Genomic DNA, 18695 nt, shown 5'->3' with positions numbered 1-18695 from the left:
TGTCGCCACCTGGTTTGGCCGGGGTGACATCCTCTGACCTGTGTTCGAACCGCTCACCTGGGCGCTGGTCGCGCTCTCGCTCGTCGCCATGGTGTACGCCATCGTCCTGGCCGCGCGCGATCGCCGGATCGACTGGTGGTTGCTCGGCCTGCTCGGTGTCGTCGAGGTCCTGCTGCTCGCGCAGCTCGTCGTCGGCATCGTCCAGCTGACCGGCACCGACCGGGACGTGTCCGCGGTCCTCTTCTGCGCGTACCTGATCGGGTCGCTCATCATCCTGCCGATCGGCGCCTTCTGGGCGCTCGCCGAGCGCAGCCGCTGGGGCGCCGGCGTTCTCGCGGTCGCCTGTGTGGTGGTCCCGATCCTCGAGCTGCGCATGTACGAGATCTGGGCGGTCTGACGATGGTCGACGCGACCGCGACGAGACAGGGACCGGGCCGGGTCCTGATCGCGGTGTACGGCCTCTTCGCCCTCGCCGCGACGTCGCGTGCCGCGGTCCAGATCGCCACCGACTTCTCGGCCGCGCCGGTCGCCTACGTCCTGTCGGCCGTTGCCGCGGTCATCTATTGCGCGGCCACCTTCGCCCTGGCCCGCGCGACCCGGGTCTCCCGCAAGGTGGCCACCGCCGCGATCGTCGTCGAACTGGTCGGGGTGCTCGCGATCGGCGCGTTCAGCTACGCCGTGCCCGAGGACTTCCCGGACGCCACGGTGTGGTCCCACTTCGGCCAGGGGTACCTGTTCATCCCGGTCGTGCTGCCGGTGCTCGGCCTGCTCTGGCTCCGCCGGACCGCGTCCGACTGACTGCCAGCGAATTCCCAGCCGCGCGCAGGGGTGGACTCAGCTTGACCCGACAGCCTGGGTGGCATGCAGAACTCAGGAGGTCCCAGTGCACCGCGGCGGCACACGGCGGTCGAGATCGTCGTACCCGTTCGCAATGAGGAGTACGATCTCGGCCCGAACATCCGCAGGCTGCGGGCGTTCCTGGACACCGCCTTCCCGTTCCCGGCCGAGGTCTGCATCGCCGACAACGGCAGTACCGACGCGACGTACGAGATCGGCGCGTTGCTGGCGACCGAGCTGCCCGGGGTCCGGATCGTCCGGATCGAGCAGCCGGGTCGTGGCCGGGCGCTGAAGCAGGTCTGGTCGGACAGCGACGCCGACGTCCTCGCCTACATGGACGTGGACCTGTCGACGAATCTGAACGCCCTGCTGCCGTTGGTCGCACCGCTCGTCGCCGGCCACAGTGACGTGGCGATCGGGACCCGGCTGGCCCGGGGCTCGCGGGTGGTCCGGCGGCCGAAGCGGGAGGTGATCTCGCGCGGCTACAACCTGTTGCTCAGGGCAACCTTGAGTGCCGGCTTCTCGGACGCGCAGTGCGGGTTCAAGGCGATCCGCGCCGACGTGGCCCACGAGCTGCTGCCGTTGGTCGAGGACACCGGCTGGTTCTTCGACACCGAGCTGCTCGTCCTCGCCGAACGGGCCGGGCTGCGGATCCACGAGGTCCCGGTGGACTGGATCGACGACCTGGACTCCCGGGTGAAGATCGCGCAGACCGTGATCGACGACCTCAAGGGCATCGCCCGGCTCAACCGGACCGTCGGCCGCCTGCCGCTGGAGCCGGTCCGGCAGACCTTCGGCCGCCCGGCGATCGCGGATCCACGCACCGCGCTCGCGGCCCGGATCGCGCGGTTCGCGTTCGTCGGCGTCCTCAGCACGATCGCGTACGCCCTGCTGTACCTCGCGCTCCGGCAGGCGATGCCGGCCCAGGTCGCCAACTTCGCCGCGCTGTTGATCACCGCGGTCGCCAACACCGCGCTGAACCGCCGCATCACCTTCGGCGTCCGCGGCGTGGAGAACCGCGGCCGGCACCAGCTCCGCGGACTCGTCACCTTCTTCATCGGCTGGAGCGTCACCGCGTCCTCGCTGTGGCTGCTGCACGCGGCGATCGCCGTCCCGGCGCAGGCCCTCGAGATCACCGTGCTGACGATCGCGAACCTGGCCGCCACGGTGGTCCGCTTCAGCCTCTACCAGAGCTGGGTCTTCGACGACGAGGCGCCCACACTGCCCGCCTTCGAACCCCCGGCGGTTCTCGACCAGACCCGGAGCAACTGATGAGCACCCTGACCGAACCGACCACCGTCTCCGGCGCACCCCGCACCGAAGGCCGCCGGGCCAGACCCCGCGCACTCGCCCGGACGCACTCGCTGAGCCGGGAGAAGGTCCTGCTCGGCGGGCTGTTGGTCCTGACGGCGATCGCGTACCTGTGGGGCCTGGCGAAGAACGGCTACGCCAACGAGTACTACGCGGCCGCGGTCCAGGCCGGCTCGACGAGCTGGAAGGCCTGGTTCTTCGGCTCGTTCGACGCAGCCGGTTTCATCACCGTGGACAAGACGCCCGCTTCTCTGTGGGTGATGGGATTGTCCGGCCGGATCTTCGGGTTCGGTGTCTGGAGCATGCTGATCCCGCAGGCCCTGATGGGGGTCGCGAGCGTCGGCTTCCTGTACGCGGCGGTGCGGCGCTGGTTCTCCGCGAACGCGGCGCTGCTCGCCGGGGCGGTGCTCGCGCTGACGCCGGTCGCGGTGCTGATGTTCCGGTTCAACAATCCGGACGCGCTGCTCGTCCTGCTGCTGGTGATGGGTGCCTGGGCGGTGACCCGGGCGATCGACTCCGAGAAGTACGCGTGGCGATGGATGGCGCTGGCCGGGGTGCTGGTCGGGTTCGGCTTCCTGACCAAGATGCTGCAGGCGTTCCTGGTGCTGCCGGCCTTCGGGCTCGCGTACCTGGTGGCCGGCCGGCCCGCGCTCGGGAAGCGGGTACTGCACAGCCTGGCCGCTCTCGGCGCGATGATCGTCGGAGCCGGCTGGTGGATCGCCATCGTGGAACTGATGCCCGCCTCGGCCCGGCCGTACATCGGCGGCTCACAGACGAACAGCATCCTCGAACTGACCCTCGGCTACAACGGACTCGGCCGGCTCACCGGCAACGAGGCGGGCTCGGTCGGCGGCGGCGTCGGCAACCCGGGCTGGGGTGGAGCGACCGGACTGCAGCGGCTGTTCGGCGGGGAGTTCGCGAGCCAGATCGCCTGGTTGTTGCCGGCGGCCCTGCTGGCCACGGTGGTCCTCGCGGCCGTCACCTGGCGGGCGCCGCGGACCGACAAGACCCGCGCGTTCGCGCTTCTCTGGGGCGGCTGGCTGGTCGTCACCGGGCTGGTGTTCAGCTACATGCAGGGCATCATCCACAGCTACTACATGATCGCGCTGGCGCCGGCCGTGGCCGCGTTGATCGGTGCGGCGGCCTCGGTCCTGTGGCGGCGCCGGTCAGGCTGGTTGCCCAGGGCAACTCTTGCCGGTGGCGCTTTGCTGACCGCCGGGTGGAGTTTCCGGCTGCTGTCGTCGACTCCCGACTGGCTGCCGTGGCTGCGCTGGACGGTCCTGGTGGCGGGGATCGTGGCCGCCGCGCTGGTGATCATCGTGCCGGAGCTGCCGGGCCGGCGGACCACGGTCCGCCGGGCGAGCGTCCTGGCCGGAGTACTGCTGGCGCTGAGCGCGTTGGCCGGGCCCGCGGCGTACTCGGTCGAGACCATCGGCACCGCGCACGCCGGCGCCCTTCCGTCGGCCGGACCGGCCGGGTCGGGCGGCCTCGGCGGCGGACCCGGCGGGCGGATGGGCGCCCCGCCGAGCCAGAACGGGACGACCGGTGGCCCGGGTGCGACCAACGGCGGGCCCGGCGGTACGACCAACGGGCCCGGAACGACCACCAACGGTGGACCTGGAACGACCACCGGGACGCCGGGCGGCGGGATGGGTGGCTTCCTCGGCGGCAACGGGACGAACGGGGTGTCGAGCGACCTGGTCGCGCTGCTGCAGCAGGGCGCGAGTGGGTACACCTGGGCCGCGGCGGCCGTCACCGCGAACGGCGCGGCGCCGTTGCAGATCGCCGCCGAGGTCCCGGTGATGGCGATCGGCGGCTTCAACGGGACGGATCCGGCGCCGACGCTGGCCGAGTTCCAGCAACTGGTGGCCCAGGGCAAGATCCACTACTTCGTCGGCAGCGGTGGTGGCATGGGCGGCATGGGCGGCGGCATGGGCCGGGTCGGGACCACCAGCGAGATCGCCACCTGGGTGCAGGAGAACTTCCAGTCCCGGACCGTCGGCAGCACCACCGTCTACGACCTCACCACGAACTCATGACCCGGAGCCACGAGATGAACCAGAAAATCACCCCGCAACAGATCCCGCACTGGGTCGCCGGCACCACCAACCCGCCGACCCCCGAGCAGCAGTTCCAGGCCGCCCACGACACGAAGCCACCGACCTCGGGGCCGCCGTCCGGACCGCCTGCTGGGCAGGCGTCTGGGCATGCGTCTGGGGAAGCGCCGAGCGGTGGTCCGGCGGAGGCCGGAGCCGAGCAGGCGCCGGCGACGGTGGATGCCGGCGGCAAGGGATCGCGGCCGAGCGGGCTGATCCTCGCCGGCGCCGGATCGCTGCTGGCCGTGCTCGCCTTCCTCGGCGGGACCGCGGTCGGACATGCCTGGGGGAGTTCCTCGGGCGGCACCGAGCAGACCCAGTTCAACGGACCCGGAGGCGGCCGGTTCCGCCAGTTCCCCGGCCAGGGCACCCAGCAGAACCCGGCCACTCAGCAGAATCCGGGCACTCAGCAGAATCCCGGCAGTCAGCAGGACCCCAATCAGCAACAGCTGCCAGGAAATCAGCAGGATCCGAATCTGCAGCAGAATCCCGGAACCCAGCAGAACCCGGGCGCTCAGCAACAAGACCCGAACGCGCAGGACTCGGGAAGCCTGCCCGGATCCGGGCAGGGGAGCGGGGCCGGCCAAGGTCAGACCACCTGACCCACCGGTATCATCCGGCGACGGAGCGTATCGGTCCAGTCCGAGCTGACTGGACCGACGCGTTCCGGCGTTCGGGCCGGGGACGAGCGGGGTATGGAACGGACGTGGAATGGTCGAACGTCACCTGGTTCCTGACCGCCCTCGGCGCTGTCGTCGTCCTGCTGACGCGCGTCCGCCTCGGTGCGGCGACCGCTGCCGCCGCCGGCGAGACCACCCGGACGAGCGGCGTCGCGGGGTACTCCGGCGCGCTGGTTCGCGTCCACACGACCGTCGGCGTGCTCACCCTGATCGTCTGGGTCGTCGCGCTCGTCACCACCCAGGAGCTGATCGCCTACGGCGCGCTGGCGGGCTGGTGGCTGCTGGCCGCCGTCGGGTTGTTACTGCTGGCCCGTTGGCTGCCGAGCGGCGGCCGGCACTCCGAGGGCAAGGTCGCCGACGCCTGGGGATCCGGCGCCGGCCTCTCCCTGCTCGGTCACCTCGGCATGGTCATCGGCGTCTGCTACTTCACCTTCGTCACCGTCACCGAGCGCCTCTGAATCGGCCGATCAGTCCGTCTTGATCAGTCCGTCGAGGACCGCCTTCACGGCGCGGCGGACGCCGGACTCGAAGGCCTCGGGCGACATCGTCCGGCCGGCGCCGGCGACGCGGTCCCACAGCAGCCCGTCGAGCATCGCCGCCAACGGCCAGGCGACCTCCTCGGGATCCGGAACGCCGAGAGTGCCGAGCATCTGCGCCAGCCCTTCCCGCAGGACCCGGCCGCCCTGGACGAGCGTGTCCAGGAGTTCCGGCTGCCGGCCGGCTTCCAACGACAACTCGTACCGCGCGACCTGGTCGTCCGGGCGATCGCGGACCAGGTGAATGACCATCGACGCGAGCAGTTCCTCGATCGCGGCCGCGGACGGAACCACGGTCGCCGTCGTCGCTGGCTGGGCGGCGAGATCGCGTTCGAGCATCCGGTTGACGCAGGCGGTGAGCAACGCGCTGCGGGTGCGCAGGTAGTACGAGGTCGAGCCCGGGGGCAGACCGGCTTCCGCGTCGACGGCCCGGTGGGTGAGTCCGCGCAGGCCGCGGGTGGCGACGAGGTGGATGGCGGCATCGGCGATCGCGGCCCGGCGGTCCGGTCCGAGCGGGACTTTCTTCGGCACGGGACCACTCTACCGATCGATCCTCTACAGATGTAGAGTCAGGATCATGAAGACTGCGATCGTGGTGGGGGCGGGGATCGGTGGGGTGACGGCGGCCGTCGCGCTGGAGCGGTGCGGGTGGCAGGTCACGGTGCTCGAGCGGGCCCCCGAGTTGGGCGAGGTCGGCGCGGGTCTCTCGGTCTGGCCGTCCGCGGTCGCCGTGCTCGAGGAGCTCGGGGTCACCGGCGTGGAGAAGTCGAGCGTCCCCGCTGGGATGGCCGGGATGCGCTGGCCCGGCGGCGGCTGGGTGGTGGAGGCGTCCGCGCTCGGCGTGGAGATCCCGGTGATGATCCACCGGGCCCAGTTGCACGACTTGATCACGGCTCGCTTCGGCGCGGGCGTGACGGTGCGGACCGGGACCACGATCACCGGGATCAGCCAGACCGCCGACGAGGTCACGGTGGTCGCCGGGGACGAGGAGTTCCGGGCGGACCTGGTCGTCGCGGCCGACGGGATCCGCAGCGTCGTCCGGAGCACGCTGCACCCGGCGTACGAGGGTCCGCGGTACGCGGGGTACACGGCGTACCGGGGCATCGCCGAGGTCGACGGGGACGATGGTGGTGGGGAGACGTGGGGACGTGGGCGGCGGTTCGGGTACGCGCGGCTGATCGACGGGCGGATCTACTGGTACGCCACGGCGAACCAGCCGGCCGGGACACCGCCAGGACCCGACGGGCGGAAGGCGGACGCGCTGAAGCTGTTCGGTGACTGGCACGAGCCGATCCCGTCACTGCTCGCCGCGACGCCCGAGGACCAGGTGCTGCAGAACGACCTGTACGACTTGGCGGCGCCGCTGGTCCCGTTCGTCACCGGCCGCATCGCCCTTCTCGGCGACGCGGCGCACGCGATGACCCCCAACCTCGGCCGCGGCGCCTGCTCCGCCATCGAAGACGCCGGCGCCCTGGCCCGCCACCTCACCCCGCTGCCGGCCGCTACCCCGTCGGCGGGTGAGTTGGCGGAGGCGCTGGCGCGGTACGACGCGGAGCGGCGCCCGGTGACGGCGAAGCTGGTCCAGCGCTCCCGCGCGATCGGCCGCGTCGGACAAATGCAGAACCCCCTCGCCGGCGCGATCCGCGACAGCCTCCTCGTCCTCGGCGGCAAAGTCGCAGCCCTCCGCAAACACTGACCCGGACCCCCACCACTCACCAAGCCGCCCCAACCCATCGAGTCGGTCTCGCCTGCCGACTCAGCCGCCGCTCACGCACCAGGGAGGTGGGAGCTTGGTGAGTGGTGCAGGTGCGCATGGAAGAATCGCGGCGTGACGACTTCTCCGCAGCCGGCCGAGATTCCTGGCGCCAAGCACCTGCACTCCGGCAAGGTCCGGGACCTGTACGAGCTGGAGTCCGGCGACCTGCTGATGGTGGCGAGCGACCGGATGAGCGCGTTCGACTGGATCCTGTCGACGCCGATCCCGGACAAGGGCAAGATCCTCACCGCGATGAGCCTGTGGTGGTTCGAGCAGCTGGACGTGCCGAACCACATCGTCTCCACCGACGTCCCGGCCGAGGTCGCCGGTCGCGCCGTGGTCTGCGAGAAGCTCGCGATGTACCCGGTCGAGTGCGTCGCCCGCGGGTACCTGAGCGGCTCCGGCCTGGTCGACTACAAGGCCACCGGCGAGGTCTGCGGGATCCCGCTGCGGGCCGGCCTGGTCGAGGGGTCCCGGCTGGACGAGCCGATCTTCACCCCGGCCACCAAGGCCGAGCTCGGCGAGCACGACGAGAACGTCTCCTACGACGCGGTGGCCGCCACGGTCGGCGCGGAGACGGCCGCGAAGCTGCGCGACCTCACCCTGGACATCTACGGCCGCGCGCACGCGATGGCCGAGCAGCGCGGCATCATCCTGGCCGACACGAAGTTCGAGTTCGGCGCCCGGGCCGACGGCACGATGGTGCTCGCGGACGAGGTGCTCACCCCGGACTCGAGCCGCTTCTGGCCCGCCGACCAGTGGAAGCCCGGCCGGCAGCAGCCGTCGTTCGACAAGCAGATCGTGCGCGACTGGCTGGAGTTCGAGTCCGGCTGGGACCGTTCCTCGGGCGAGGCCCCGCCGCCGCTGTCCGACACGGTGATCGAGCGCACCCGCTCGGCCTACATCGACGCGTACGAACGCCTCACCGGCCGCACCTTCACCGGCTGACCCAGGGCGCACCGGCTCAGAACAGGCCGATGCCCAAGGCAAGGAGTACGAAGCGCGCGAGCCGCCCGGCCAGGACGGACAGGGTGAACGTGACCACGCTCATCCGGCTCGCGCCGGCGATCAGCGCGACGCCGTACAACGGCGGGATGCCGACCGATGCGCTGAGCAACGTCACCGGGATCCCCCAGCGCCGGTCGCTCAGCGCGTCCAGCAGACGCTTGCTGAGATCGCGGTTCCACTGCACGAAACGGCCCCACCGGGTGTCCAGGTCGACCGGCTTCGGCTCCTTGGTGCGGCGCGCGGCGTACCCCGGCCGGTAGCGGACCGCGAGGAACATCGCGAGCTTGCCGATGGTCTGGCCGACCGACACCCCGATCGCGGCGGCCAGCGGGTCCAACCGGCCGGACACCCCGGCGCCGAGGATGTAGGCCTCCGCGTTCAGCACCGGAACGACGGCGGACCCGATCCCGAAGCCCACCGCCAGCACCAGTTGCCACACCCACATGACATCGAGGGTATGCGCGGGACCGATCACCGCACCGCCGGGACCGCGGGACGGCGGCCGGTGATGATCAGCAGCAGCCGGTACAGCGAGGCCGACTTGACCACCACGGCGGCCAGCGCCACGGCGTACGGCAGCTCCATGAAGCCGGTCAGCTGGCCGATCACCAGCGACACCACGACGGCGCCGGTGTTGAGGCCCTTGGCGATCCGGGACCAGTTCCAGATGTAGATCTTCTGGTCGACCTTGTAGAAGTAGTTCGGGCTGAGCGTGTCCGGCCAGAGCAGGAACGCCAGCGACAGCATCGTGTCCAGCACGCCGAACTGGAACAGGAAGATCGCCAGCGGACCAACCACCTCGGGATAGGTGGCCATGAACGCGGCCGCCAGCAACGAGCAGCAGGCCCGGTCGCAGACGATGTCGAACACGGCGCCGACCACGGTCTCCTGCTTCAGGTACCGGGCGACGCCACCGTCGAGCGAGTCACCCAGCCAGTACGTCAGGTAGCCGGCCACCAGCCAGACGAAGTCACCGGTGAGGAAGGCGGCCGTGGCGACCGCCATCGCGATGACCGTGCGGACCAGCGTGATCCGGTTCGGCCAGCCGAGCAGGAGCTCGACGGAGACCGGCCGGGGGAGGTGGGTCGTGCTCATCAAGCGGCCCTCAGATTCTCGGGATCGAGTGCGTCCCGGAGTTGGTTGCGCAGCAGGTGACCCGCGACGGCGGCCCCGAGGACGCCGAAGGCCAGGCCGAGGAACAGCAGCACGATCGCGGTGATGGTGACGATCGCGAAGTCGGGGCGGTCGGTGTGGAACCCGATCAGCGGGAACGTCCCGCTGAACGCTCCCACGAACAGGCCGATGCCGGTCGACGGCGCGGCGACCACGACGAGCTGGCGCCGGACGACCTGGCCGAGGAATCCGGTGCCGACGCCGAGCGCGGTGAGGCAGGCGAGTTGCCGACGCTGGTCGACCAGCTGGTCGGCGACCCCGACGGTCAGCGCGGCCAGCGCGATCACGCCGATCAACACCAGCCCGAACGCGGCGAGCCCGAAGCCGGTGAGGTAGAACTCGGTCCCACCGCCGCGCTGGATGCCGCGGTCGTCGACGATGAACACGGCCGTGATCGTGATGCTCCCGACCAGGAAGCCGCAGCAGAACAACAGGATGCCCAGCCGTGAGGCGGGCCGCAGGTCGGCCACCAGCCGGCTCGCCGTCAGCAGGTCGACCGGATCGGGCGACCGGCGCATCCACCGGGCCACGAGAACCAGGATCCGGCGTACGATCGCCGCGCCGAAGAAGGCCACGCCGAGCGCCGTGAAGCTCAGCGCGGACAACCCGATCCGAGTGGTCGCCACGGTGCCGATCAGGACCAGCACCGCGCCGACCGCCGCGGCACCCCAATTCGTCATCCGTTGCGCGGGGACCGGCTGGACCTCAGGTGTACCGCGGTGCAGGAAGTGGCCGAGTCCGGCCGCGCCGAGGGTGAGGACCGCGATCACGCCGACCCAGGCGAGGACGTCCCGAACTGTTGCTCCGGGCAACAGACGCATCATCCGTGGGAGCCCGCTCATCGCGAACGTCAGCACGAGGTACACCGGTCCGGCCCAGAGCGCCCCGGCGAGCCCGGCCAGCGCCGCGTCGATCGTCGCGAGCCGGCGGACCTGACCCTCCGATGCCCCGGCCAGCCGGAGAGCGACGAGCCGGCGTTCCCGCGCGGCCGTCCCGATCCGCAGAGCCTGCACGGCCAGGCTGCCGGACAGCACGGCGAGCAGCACCAGGATGGTGACCAGGCCCGGACGCAGACCGCTCTCGGCGAGGTAATTGCTGTACTTGCTGTAGTCCAGCTCGCCGGAGAACTGCAGGACCCGGCCCGCACCGATCAGCAGGGCGCCGCTGAACGCGAAGGCGGCCACGGTGAGGCGGATCCGGCTGCGGTCGGCCGGGGTCCGCGAGCGGGCCAGGTGGACCGCCGTACCGAGGGGGAGGCTCATCGCAGCTCCACCTCGTGCTGGATCACGCCGTCCCGCAAACGGATCTCCCGGTCGGCCGAGGCGGCCAGCACGTTGTCGTGGGTGACCATGACGAGGGCGGCGCCCCGATCGCGGGTCGCGCCGAGCAGTACCCGCAGCAGGTCGTGTCCGGCCTGGCTGTCCACGCTGCCGGTCGGCTCGTCGGCCAGGACCAGCGCGGGATCGGTGATCAGGGCCCGCGCGATCGCGGCCCGCTGGTTCTGGCCGCCGGACAGCTCGGCCGGTACGGCGTCCGCCTCGTCCGCGATCCCGACCCGGTCGAGCCAGTCCAGCGCGGCCTTGTTCGCCGTCAGCCGGTCCGCACCGTCCAGGAGGAGTGGGAGCGCCACGTTGTCGGCGAGGGGCAGGTCCGGGACGAGCTGCCCGAACTGCAGGACGACGCCGATCCGGGTCCGCCGCAACCGGCTGCGCTGCTCGTCGGTGAGGGCGGCGAGGTCCTGCCCCTCCAGGGCCACGGTGCCGGTGTGCGGAGTGAGGATCCCGGCCGCGCAGTGCAGCAGGGTCGACTTCCCGCAGCCGCTGGCCCCGGTCACCGCGACCACCTCGCCGGGAGCGACCTTCAGCGAGACCCCGCGCAGGGCGACGTCGCGCCGGTAGGAGTACTCCACCGCGGTGAGCTCGAGCGTGGACGTCATCGGCGGGTCTCCTTGTCGTCGGTGAGTCGCTCGAGGGCAGTGTCGAGCCAGCGCAGATCGGCGTCGAGGTGGGCGACGATGTACGACCGGACCAGCCCGGCGGTGGGGTCCTCGCCGGGCGGGCTCTCCTGCAGCTCGCGGATCCGGCGCAGGTGGCCGGCGCGTTGGCGGGCCAGGAAGCCGGCCGCATCACCCCCGGTCCGGACCGCGGTGACCAGCTTGCGCAGCATCTCGTCCGCACTGCCCCAGGCCGGTGGGACCGCGTCGTGGAGCCAGTCGCGCAGGTGCTGACGGCCCTTCGTGGTGATCGCGTACACGGTCCGGTCCGGGCCGCCGGCGGAGGTCTTCTCGACCACCTCGACGAGTCCGTCCCGCTCCAGTCGCCCCAGCGTCGTGTAGACCTGCCCGAAGGCGAGCGGCCGGCTGTCCGGGAACCAGGCGTCGTGGCCGCGCTTGACGTCGTACCCGTGCGCGGGGCCACCGGACAACAGTCCCAGGATCAGCTCCGCGGTGGCCATGCGGCGACTATACACAGTGTGTATATACTCAGTGAATAGTCCGGCGGATGAGGGGTTTCACCGGACGCTCGGTAGGATCTAGGCGTCATCCCGGACCGGAACCAGGAGTAGTCAGTGGCTCGCGTTGTCGTCGACGTCATGCTCAAGCCCGAGATCCTCGACCCGCAGGGCAAGGCGGTGCACGGCGCGTTCGGCCGGCTCGGCTTCGACGGCGTGGCCGACGTCCGCCAGGGCAAGCGCTTCGAGATCACCCTCGACGGGGAGGCGACCGAGGAGCGGGTCGCCGAGATCCGGAAGGCGGCCGACACGCTGCTCGCCAATCCGGTGATCGAGGACTACACGCTGCACGTCGAGGCGGACCGATGAAGATCGGCGTCGTCACCTTTCCCGGCTCGCTGGACGACGTGGACGCCCGCCGGGCGGCTTCGGTCGCCGGTGCCGAGACGGTCGCGCTCTGGCACGGTGACGCCGACCTGCACGGCGTCGACGCGGTGGTGCTGCCGGGCGGCTTCTCGTACGGCGACTACCTGCGGGCCGGGGCGATCTCCCGGTTCGCGCCGGTGATGGAGACCGTGATCAAGAAGGCCGGTGAGGGTCTGCCGGTGCTGGGGATCTGCAACGGCTTCCAGGTGCTCTGCGAGTCGCACCTGCTGCCGGGCGCCCTGATCAAGAACCACCACCGCAAGTTCATCTGCAAGGCCCAGCCGCTGCGGATCGAGAACAACCGCACCGCCTGGACCAGCGACTACGACGCGAACCACGAGATCAGCATCGTGCTGAAGAACCAGGACGGTTCCTTCGTCGCCGACGAGGCCACCCTGGACCGGCTCGAGGGAGAGGGTCGCGTCGTCGCCCGGTACCTCGGCGACAACCCGAACGGCTCCTACCGGGACATCGCCGGGATCACCAACGAGCGGGGCAACGTGGTCGGCCTGATGCCGCACCCGGAGCACTGCGTCGAGACCCTGACGGGTCCGAGCACGGACGGACTGGGCTTCTTCACCTCGGTGCTGAAGGCCGTCGTCGCCTCCTGATGAAGCTGCCGGCGGTGCGGAGGACCCTGATCCGCACCCTGTTCGCACTCCTCGCCGCGGTGACGGCCGTCCTGGCCGGGACCGTTCCGGCGAACGCCCAGCCCGGCGACGCCAAGGTCATCGTGATCGGCGTCCCCGGCCTGCGCTGGTACGACGTCGAGGCGTCGCCCGAGCTCACCGCGCTGGTGAACCAGGCCAACGTGGGCTCGATGTCCGTGAAGACGGCCGGCCCGCACACCTGCCCGATCGACGGCTGGCTGACGATCAACGCCGGAGCCCGGGCCTGGGGCAGCGTGCCCGGCAAACCCTGCGGCGAGCTGCCGCCCGTGGTCGACGGCAAGGTCCAGAACTGGTCCGAGTACGTCGACCGCCAGGCCGAGCACCACACCGGCGCCCCGCTCGGGCGGCTCGCGGAGAGCCGGCCCCGGATCTGCGGGTTCGGCCCCGGCGCCGGGGTCGCGCTGGCCCGGACCGACGGCACCGTGACCGGCTGGCAGTCCGAGTTCGACCTCGGCAAGCTGGCGAGCCCGAACTGCGGCGACGCGATCGTCGACGCCGGACCGATGCCGCTGCGCGGTCGCGACGAAGCCCGGCGCCAGGTCGCCGAGCTGGTCACCCAGGCCCGGAACAGCTCGCCCGGCGCGTGGGTCCTGCTGGTCGGGGTGAGCGAGGAGCTCGAGAACGCTCACCAGGAGCCGCTGGTCGCGATGCAGCTCCCGCCCGAGGACGGCGCCCGCTGGCTCACCAGCGACTCCACCCGGCGTCCCGGCCTGATCCAGCTGTCCGACGTCACCGCGACCGTGCTCCGCGGCGAGGCCAAGCCGATCGACCCGGCCGGTCCCGCGCAACCAGGCCCGCTCGACGGCTCCGAGATCCACGCCACCGGTGACGTCCACACCGACGCGGCCGCGGTGATCGAGGACCGGCTGGACGCGAACGAACGGTTCGAACATCCCCGGCCCGTCCTGGTCGCGGTCGGGATCACCCTGCTCGTCGTCCAGTTGGGTGCGCTGGCCTGGTTCGTGATCCGGCGCAGCCCGCGGTCCCGCAGTACGTTCGTCTTCACCTTGCTGTGCCAGGCCGGGTTCTTCAGCGCCGTCTTCCTGTCCACGGTGACCAGTTGGTGGCGGTGGCCGGAGCCCGCGTTCTCCTTGTACTGCGTGGTTCTGGGCCTCAGCGCGTTGGTCGCGGTGCTGGCGAAGCTGGTCGCGAAGAACTACGCGTTCCTGCCGATCGCGCTCGGGACGTACCTGCTGCTGCTCGTCGACGGGGTGCTCGGGACACCGTTGCAGGTGGGCAGCATGTTCGCCGACGGGCCGGTGATCGGCGGCCGGTTCTACGGGTTCGGCAACTCCACCTTCGCGGCCCTCGCGGTCGGGGCACTCGTGACCGCCGGATGGGCCGCGCACAAGCTGATCGACCGGAGCCGGACGCAGGCCGCGCTCGCCGTGCTCGCGATCGGCGGGGCCGCGATCGTGGTCGACGGCAAGCCGGGCTGGGGGACCGACTTCGGCGGCATCATCGCGCTCACCCCGGCCGTCCTGCTGATGGCCTGGCTGGTCTGGCGGGACCGGGTCTCCTGGCGGGCGTTGGTCGGGATCGGCCTGACCGGTCTGGTCGCCGTGTCGGCCGTGGCCTGGCTCGACTACCAGCGGCCGCCGGCCGAGCGCAGCCACTTCGGCGCCTTCGTGGCCCGGCTGCTGGACGGTGACGTGTCCGACGTGCTGATCCGCAAGCTGGACATGGCGCTGGCGATGTTCCAGAACCCGGGCGGCTGGGGCATGCTGCTCGGCGTCCTGCTGTGCATGGCGGCCACCGTGCTGCCCGACCGGGTGCCGTCCGCGGCGTACCGGGCCTTCTACCACGAGCAGCCGCTGGCCCGGCCGACGCTGCTCGCCCTGTCGACGTGCGGTCTGGTCGGCATGGTGCTGAACGACGCGGGTGTCGCCCTGCCCGCGATCATGACCGGTTTCGCGCTGCCCCTGCTGGTGGCGCATCTGGTGGCCTCCGAGCGGACGGCTACCGTTTCACCTGAGTCCCACCTAGTCCAGGAGCAGTGAATCGTGTCGACGGACACCGTGACCAATGCGAGCAGTACCCCGGAGGTCGAGCAGCCGTGGGCCGAGCTCGGGCTGAAGCCGGACGAGTACCAGCGGATCCGCGACATCCTGGACCGGCGGCCGACCAGCTGCGAGCTGGCGATGTACTCGGTGATGTGGAGCGAGCACTGCTCGTACAAGTCGTCCAAGGTGCACCTGAAGCGCTTCGGCGAGATTCCGCAGGAGACGCCGGCCGGCAAGATGCTGGCCGGGATCGGCGAGAACGCCGGCGTGATCGACATCGGTGAGGGCTACGCCGTCACGTTCAAGGTCGAGTCGCACAACCACCCGTCGTACGTCGAGCCGTACCAGGGCGCCGCGACCGGGGTCGGCGGCATCGTCCGCGACATCCTGGCGATGGGCGCCCGGCCGGTCGCGGTGATGGACCCGCTGCGGTTCGGCCCGCTGGACGCCCCCGACACCAAGCGGGTGCTGCCCGGGATCGTGTCCGGCGTCGGCGGGTACGGCAACAGCCTCGGCCTGCCCAACGTCGGCGGCGAGGTCGTCTTCGACCCGACGTACCTGGGCAACCCGCTGGTCAACGCGCTCTGTGTCGGGGTGATGCGGCACGAGGACCTGCACCTGGCGAACGCGACCGGCGTCGGCAACCAGATCATCCTGTACGGCGCGAAGACCGGCGGCGACGGCATCGGCGGCGTCTCGGTGCTGGCCAGCGAGACCTTCGCCGAGGGCGGCCCGACCAAGCGGCCCGCGGTCCAGGTCGGCGACCCGTTCATGGAGAAGCTGCTGATCGAGTGCACGCTGGAGCTGTTCCAGGCGCGGCTGGTCGAGGGCATCCAGGACCTCGGTGGCGCGGGCCTGTCCTGCGCGACCTCCGAGCTGGCCAGCGCCGGCGACGGCGGGATGTACGTCGAGCTCGACAAGGTGCCGCTCCGGGACGCCTCGCTGGCGCCGGAGGAGATCCTGATGAGCGAGTCGCAGGAGCGGATGATGGCGGTGGTCACGCCGGCCAACGTCGAGGCGTTCCTGAAGATCTGCGCCAAGTGGGACGTGCAGGCCGACGTGATCGGCGAGGTCACCGACACCGGCCGGCTGGAGATCGACTGGCACGGCGAGCGGGTGGTCGACGTCCCGCCGCGCACGGTCGCGCACGAGGGCCCGGTGTACGAGCGGCCGTACGAGCGCCCGTCCTGGCAGGACGACCTGCAGGCCGACGGCGCCGAGAAGTTGCCCCGGGCAAGCACCGGTGCGGAGCTGCGGGACACCCTGCTGCGGCTGGTCGCCTCGCCGAACCTGTGCGACAAGTCCTGGGTCACCGACCAGTACGACCGGTACGTGCTCGGCAACTCGGTGCTCGCGCAGCCCGAGGACAGCGGGATGATCCGGGTCGACGAGACCAGCGGCCTCGGCGTCGCGGTGTCCACCGACTGCAACGGCCGGTTCGCCAAGCTGGACCCGTACACCGGGGCCAAGCTGGCGCTGGCCGAGTCGTACCGCAACGTCGCGACCACCGGCGCCCGCCCGGCCGCGGTGACCGACTGCCTGAACTTCGGCTCGCCCGAGGACCCGGCCGTGATGTGGCAGTTCGCGGAGGCGATCCGCGGCCTGGTCGACGGCTGCAAGGAGCTCGGGATCCCGGTCACCGGCGGCAACGTGTCGTTCTACAACCAGACCGGCGAGACCCCGATCCTGCCGACCCCGGTGGTCGGTGTGCTCGGCGTGATCGACGACGTGACCCGGCGGACCCCGATCGGGTTCACGGCCGAGATGGAGGGTCACCAGCTGTACCTGCTCGGCGACACCGACGAGGAGCTGTCCGGCTCCGAGTGGGCGCACGTCGTGCACGGTCACCTCGGCGGCCGGCCGCCCGCGGTCGACCTGGCCAAGGAGGCCCAGCTGGCCGACATCCTGATCAACGCCAGCCGGGACGGCCTGATCGACGCGGCGCACGACGTCAGCGACGGCGGCGTGGCCCAGGTGCTGGTGGAGTCGGCGCTGAGGGGCGGGGTCGGGGCCCGGGTCTGGGCGCCGGACGGGCTCGACACGTTCCTCTTCCTGTTCGCGGAGTCGGCCGGTCGTGCGGTCGTCGCGGTGCCGCGGACCGAGGAGGTCCGGTTCACCGACATGTGCACGGCGCGCCGCTTCCCGCACACCAAGATCGGCGTTGTCACCGGCGAGTCCCTCGACGTCCAGGACCAGTTCGAGATCCCGCTGACGGAGCTGCGCGAGGCCTGGACGGCCACGCTGCCGGCCGTCCTGGGCTGAGTCGTCACCGGATGACCCGCGAGCAGGAGTGGGAGGGCGCGATCAACGCGCGCGACCTCGGCGGCCTGCCCGCGGGCTCCGGGCGGATCCAGCCGGGCCGGCTGTTCCGGTCGGCCCGGCCGGACGGACTCACCGACGTCGGCGCGCAGCAGCTCGCGGCCGCCGGCGTCAGCACGATCGTCGACCTCCGCAACGACGACGAACGCCTGGAGGTGCGCGTCTTCGACACGCTCGACGTGCACCATCACCCGATCGAGGACCAGGGCGACCAGGTCTTCATGGCCGCCTGGGGCGACCGGCTCGACAGCCCGGCGTACTACAGCGAGGCACTCCGTCGCTGGCCGGCCCAGATCACCGGCGTCTTCGCCCGCCTCGCCGACGCTCCCGACGGCGGCATCCTGGTCCACTGCAAGGCGGGCCGCGATCGCACCGGCCTGATCGTCGCCATGCTGCTGGCCCTGGTCGAGACCCCGGTCGCCGACATCCTCGACGACTACGAACTCGCCGCCCGCACGATCAACGCGTACTACGCCGAGAACCCCGAGGCCGGCGCGAGCCCGCTCTCCGAGGCGGCCCTCGAATCCCAGTGCGCGAACGCCTGCCTGGAGCTCCTGGCCTTCCTCAACTCGACCGACATCGCCGGCTACCTGACCGCCACCGGTCTCACCTTCGAGCAGTTGGACCGGCTCCGGAGCAGGCTGCTGTCAGCTCGGCCGTTGTGACGCCGCGACCCAGGACTCGATGCCGTCCAGGAACCGGTCGACGCCGAAGCTGAGCTCGAACGGCAGGGCGTCCTGGTCGGGCCGCTCGCGGTCGGGATGCGGATCTTCGGCGGCGTACACCGCGGTCACCGCCGGGTAGTCCTCGGGATCGATGAACTCGGCAACGGTCTGTGCCGCGTCCGCGGCGTTGCGAGGGATCCCGTCGGCCGTGTCCTCGGCGCCGGTCATGTTCAGGCTGATCTGCGCCGTCCCGCGCACCACCGCGGTCAGGTGCAGCGCCGCCACTCGCGCCTCGCCGCCGGGCAGACCGGCGGCGAGCAGCGGGCGGAGCAGGCGCTCGAGCCAGGCGAGCTGGTGCGGTCCCATCGAAGCGTTGTCGAGCGGGACCCGCAGCATCCACGGCCGCTGCCGAAGCCCGTTCCACAGTGCGGCGACCCAGGCCCGGACCGCCGGCCGGAGCTCCTCGGTGCCGTCGAGGTCGGGCGGCACTCCCGCCCCGATGTCCGCGGCCACCTCCAGTAACAGTTCCTTGCTCGGAATGTGGTTGTAGAGCGACATCGTCGAGTAGCCGAGGTCGGCCGCGATCCGTTGCATCGACAGCGCTTCGAGCCCGTCGGTGTCCGCGATCCGGATCGCCGCCTGGGCGATCCGCTCCACGCTGAGCTGAGCCCGGGGGCCGCGCTGTCCCTGCCGCTGCCCCGACCACAGCAGCTTCAGGCTGCGCTGGGGGTCCCGGGTCTTCCCGTCTTTGCTCGTCATCCGC

At 71.3% G+C, this 18695-nt stretch carries 20 protein-coding genes; 13 read left to right on the top strand and 7 right to left on the bottom strand.

Features of this window, described 5'->3' with window-relative positions:
- Positions 1-40 precede the first annotated feature (40 nt).
- The 6 genes from FB561_RS05950 (at position 41) to FB561_RS05925 (ending at position 5382) form a co-directional block, all read left to right on the top strand.
- The gene (locus tag FB561_RS05950; protein WP_145803867.1) at positions 41-397 is read left to right on the top strand and encodes a hypothetical protein; all 357 of its coding nucleotides are present in this window, start codon (positions 41-43) and stop codon (positions 395-397) included.
- A 2-nt stretch (positions 398-399) separates the two neighbouring features.
- Positions 400-798: a hypothetical protein gene (locus FB561_RS05945; protein ID WP_145803865.1), complete on the top strand. Its 399-nt coding sequence runs from the start codon at positions 400-402 to the stop codon at positions 796-798.
- 63 nt (positions 799-861) lie between these two features.
- The gene (locus FB561_RS05940) at positions 862-2109 is read left to right on the top strand and encodes a bifunctional glycosyltransferase family 2/GtrA family protein (RefSeq protein WP_145803863.1); all 1248 of its coding nucleotides are present in this window, start codon (positions 862-864) and stop codon (positions 2107-2109) included.
- On the top strand, positions 2109-4187 hold the full coding sequence (locus FB561_RS05935) for a glycosyltransferase family 39 protein (RefSeq protein WP_145803861.1): 2079 nt from the start codon (positions 2109-2111) through the stop codon (positions 4185-4187). Before FB561_RS05940 ends, FB561_RS05935 begins: the two co-directional genes overlap by 1 nt.
- 14 nt (positions 4188-4201) lie before the next feature.
- Entirely contained in the window at positions 4202-4846 is a 645-nt protein-coding gene (locus tag FB561_RS05930; RefSeq protein WP_145803859.1) for a hypothetical protein, read from the top strand.
- Positions 4847-4950: 104 nt separating this feature from the next.
- Positions 4951-5382, top strand: a complete 432-nt coding sequence (locus FB561_RS05925) for a hypothetical protein (RefSeq protein WP_145803857.1) — start codon at positions 4951-4953, stop codon at positions 5380-5382.
- A gap of 9 nt (positions 5383-5391) precedes the next feature.
- Here FB561_RS05925 and FB561_RS05920 read toward each other — a convergent pair whose 3' ends face one another.
- Positions 5392-5991, bottom strand: a complete 600-nt coding sequence (locus FB561_RS05920) for a TetR/AcrR family transcriptional regulator (protein ID WP_145803855.1) — start codon at positions 5989-5991, stop codon at positions 5392-5394.
- Positions 5992-6037: 46 nt separating this feature from the next.
- Between FB561_RS05920 and FB561_RS05915 the strand changes: the two genes are divergently transcribed.
- Entirely contained in the window at positions 6038-7156 is a 1119-nt protein-coding gene (locus FB561_RS05915) for an FAD-dependent monooxygenase (RefSeq protein ID WP_145803853.1), read from the top strand.
- Between the two features lie 132 nt (positions 7157-7288).
- Complete coding sequence (locus FB561_RS05910; protein ID WP_145803851.1) at positions 7289-8164, top strand: phosphoribosylaminoimidazolesuccinocarboxamide synthase; 876 nt, start codon at positions 7289-7291, stop codon at positions 8162-8164.
- A gap of 16 nt (positions 8165-8180) precedes the next feature.
- Here the strand turns inward: FB561_RS05910 and FB561_RS05905 are convergent, their stop codons facing one another.
- The 5 genes from FB561_RS05905 to FB561_RS05885 are packed head-to-tail and all read right to left on the bottom strand — an operon-like array spanning position 8181 to position 11851.
- A complete protein-coding gene (locus FB561_RS05905) occupies positions 8181-8669 on the bottom strand; it encodes a VTT domain-containing protein (protein ID WP_145803849.1) in 489 nt (162 codons plus the stop codon).
- Between the two features lie 26 nt (positions 8670-8695).
- On the bottom strand, positions 8696-9319 hold the full coding sequence (locus tag FB561_RS05900; protein ID WP_145803847.1) for a CDP-alcohol phosphatidyltransferase family protein: 624 nt from the start codon (positions 9317-9319) through the stop codon (positions 8696-8698).
- Positions 9319-10659: a hypothetical protein gene (locus FB561_RS05895; protein ID WP_145803845.1), complete on the bottom strand. Its 1341-nt coding sequence runs from the start codon at positions 10657-10659 to the stop codon at positions 9319-9321. The genes FB561_RS05900 and FB561_RS05895 overlap by 1 nt, the downstream gene beginning before the upstream one ends.
- Positions 10656-11333, bottom strand: a complete 678-nt coding sequence (locus FB561_RS05890) for an ABC transporter ATP-binding protein (protein ID WP_145803843.1) — start codon at positions 11331-11333, stop codon at positions 10656-10658. Before FB561_RS05890 ends, FB561_RS05895 begins: the two co-directional genes overlap by 4 nt.
- On the bottom strand, positions 11330-11851 hold the full coding sequence (locus FB561_RS05885) for a PadR family transcriptional regulator (RefSeq protein WP_145803841.1): 522 nt from the start codon (positions 11849-11851) through the stop codon (positions 11330-11332). The genes FB561_RS05890 and FB561_RS05885 overlap by 4 nt, the downstream gene beginning before the upstream one ends.
- Before the next feature lie 114 nt (positions 11852-11965).
- Between FB561_RS05885 and purS the strand changes: the two genes are divergently transcribed.
- The 5 genes from purS to FB561_RS05860 are packed head-to-tail and all read left to right on the top strand — an operon-like array spanning position 11966 to position 17932.
- Entirely contained in the window at positions 11966-12217 is a 252-nt protein-coding gene (gene purS / locus FB561_RS05880; RefSeq protein ID WP_145803839.1) for a phosphoribosylformylglycinamidine synthase subunit PurS, read from the top strand.
- Entirely contained in the window at positions 12214-12885 is a 672-nt protein-coding gene (gene purQ / locus FB561_RS05875; RefSeq protein WP_145803837.1) for a phosphoribosylformylglycinamidine synthase subunit PurQ, read from the top strand. Before purS ends, purQ begins: the two co-directional genes overlap by 4 nt.
- Positions 12886-12899: 14 nt before the next feature.
- Positions 12900-14945 (top strand): hypothetical protein, encoded by a 2046-nt coding sequence (locus FB561_RS05870; RefSeq protein ID WP_238334669.1) that lies wholly within the window; start codon positions 12900-12902, stop codon positions 14943-14945.
- Between the two features lie 3 nt (positions 14946-14948).
- Positions 14949-17210 carry a phosphoribosylformylglycinamidine synthase subunit PurL gene (gene purL / locus FB561_RS05865; RefSeq protein WP_145803833.1) on the top strand — a complete coding sequence of 754 codons (2262 nt, stop codon included), beginning with the start codon at positions 14949-14951 and terminating at the stop codon, positions 17208-17210.
- An 11-nt stretch (positions 17211-17221) separates the two neighbouring features.
- Positions 17222-17932, top strand: coding sequence for a tyrosine-protein phosphatase (locus tag FB561_RS05860; protein ID WP_145803831.1), 711 nt, complete (start codon positions 17222-17224; stop codon positions 17930-17932).
- Here the strand turns inward: FB561_RS05860 and FB561_RS05855 are convergent.
- Positions 17915-18691 (bottom strand): TetR/AcrR family transcriptional regulator, encoded by a 777-nt coding sequence (locus FB561_RS05855; protein WP_145803829.1) that lies wholly within the window; start codon positions 18689-18691, stop codon positions 17915-17917. The genes FB561_RS05860 and FB561_RS05855 overlap by 18 nt on opposite strands.
- Positions 18692-18695 lie beyond the last annotated feature (4 nt).

The organism is Kribbella amoyensis (genome assembly GCF_007828865.1).
In the GTDB taxonomy this organism is placed as follows: Bacteria; Actinomycetota; Actinomycetes; order Propionibacteriales; family Kribbellaceae; genus Kribbella; species Kribbella amoyensis.
Note: the sequence above shows the minus strand (reverse complement) of the source record. Positions and strands in the feature narration are given on the sequence as shown.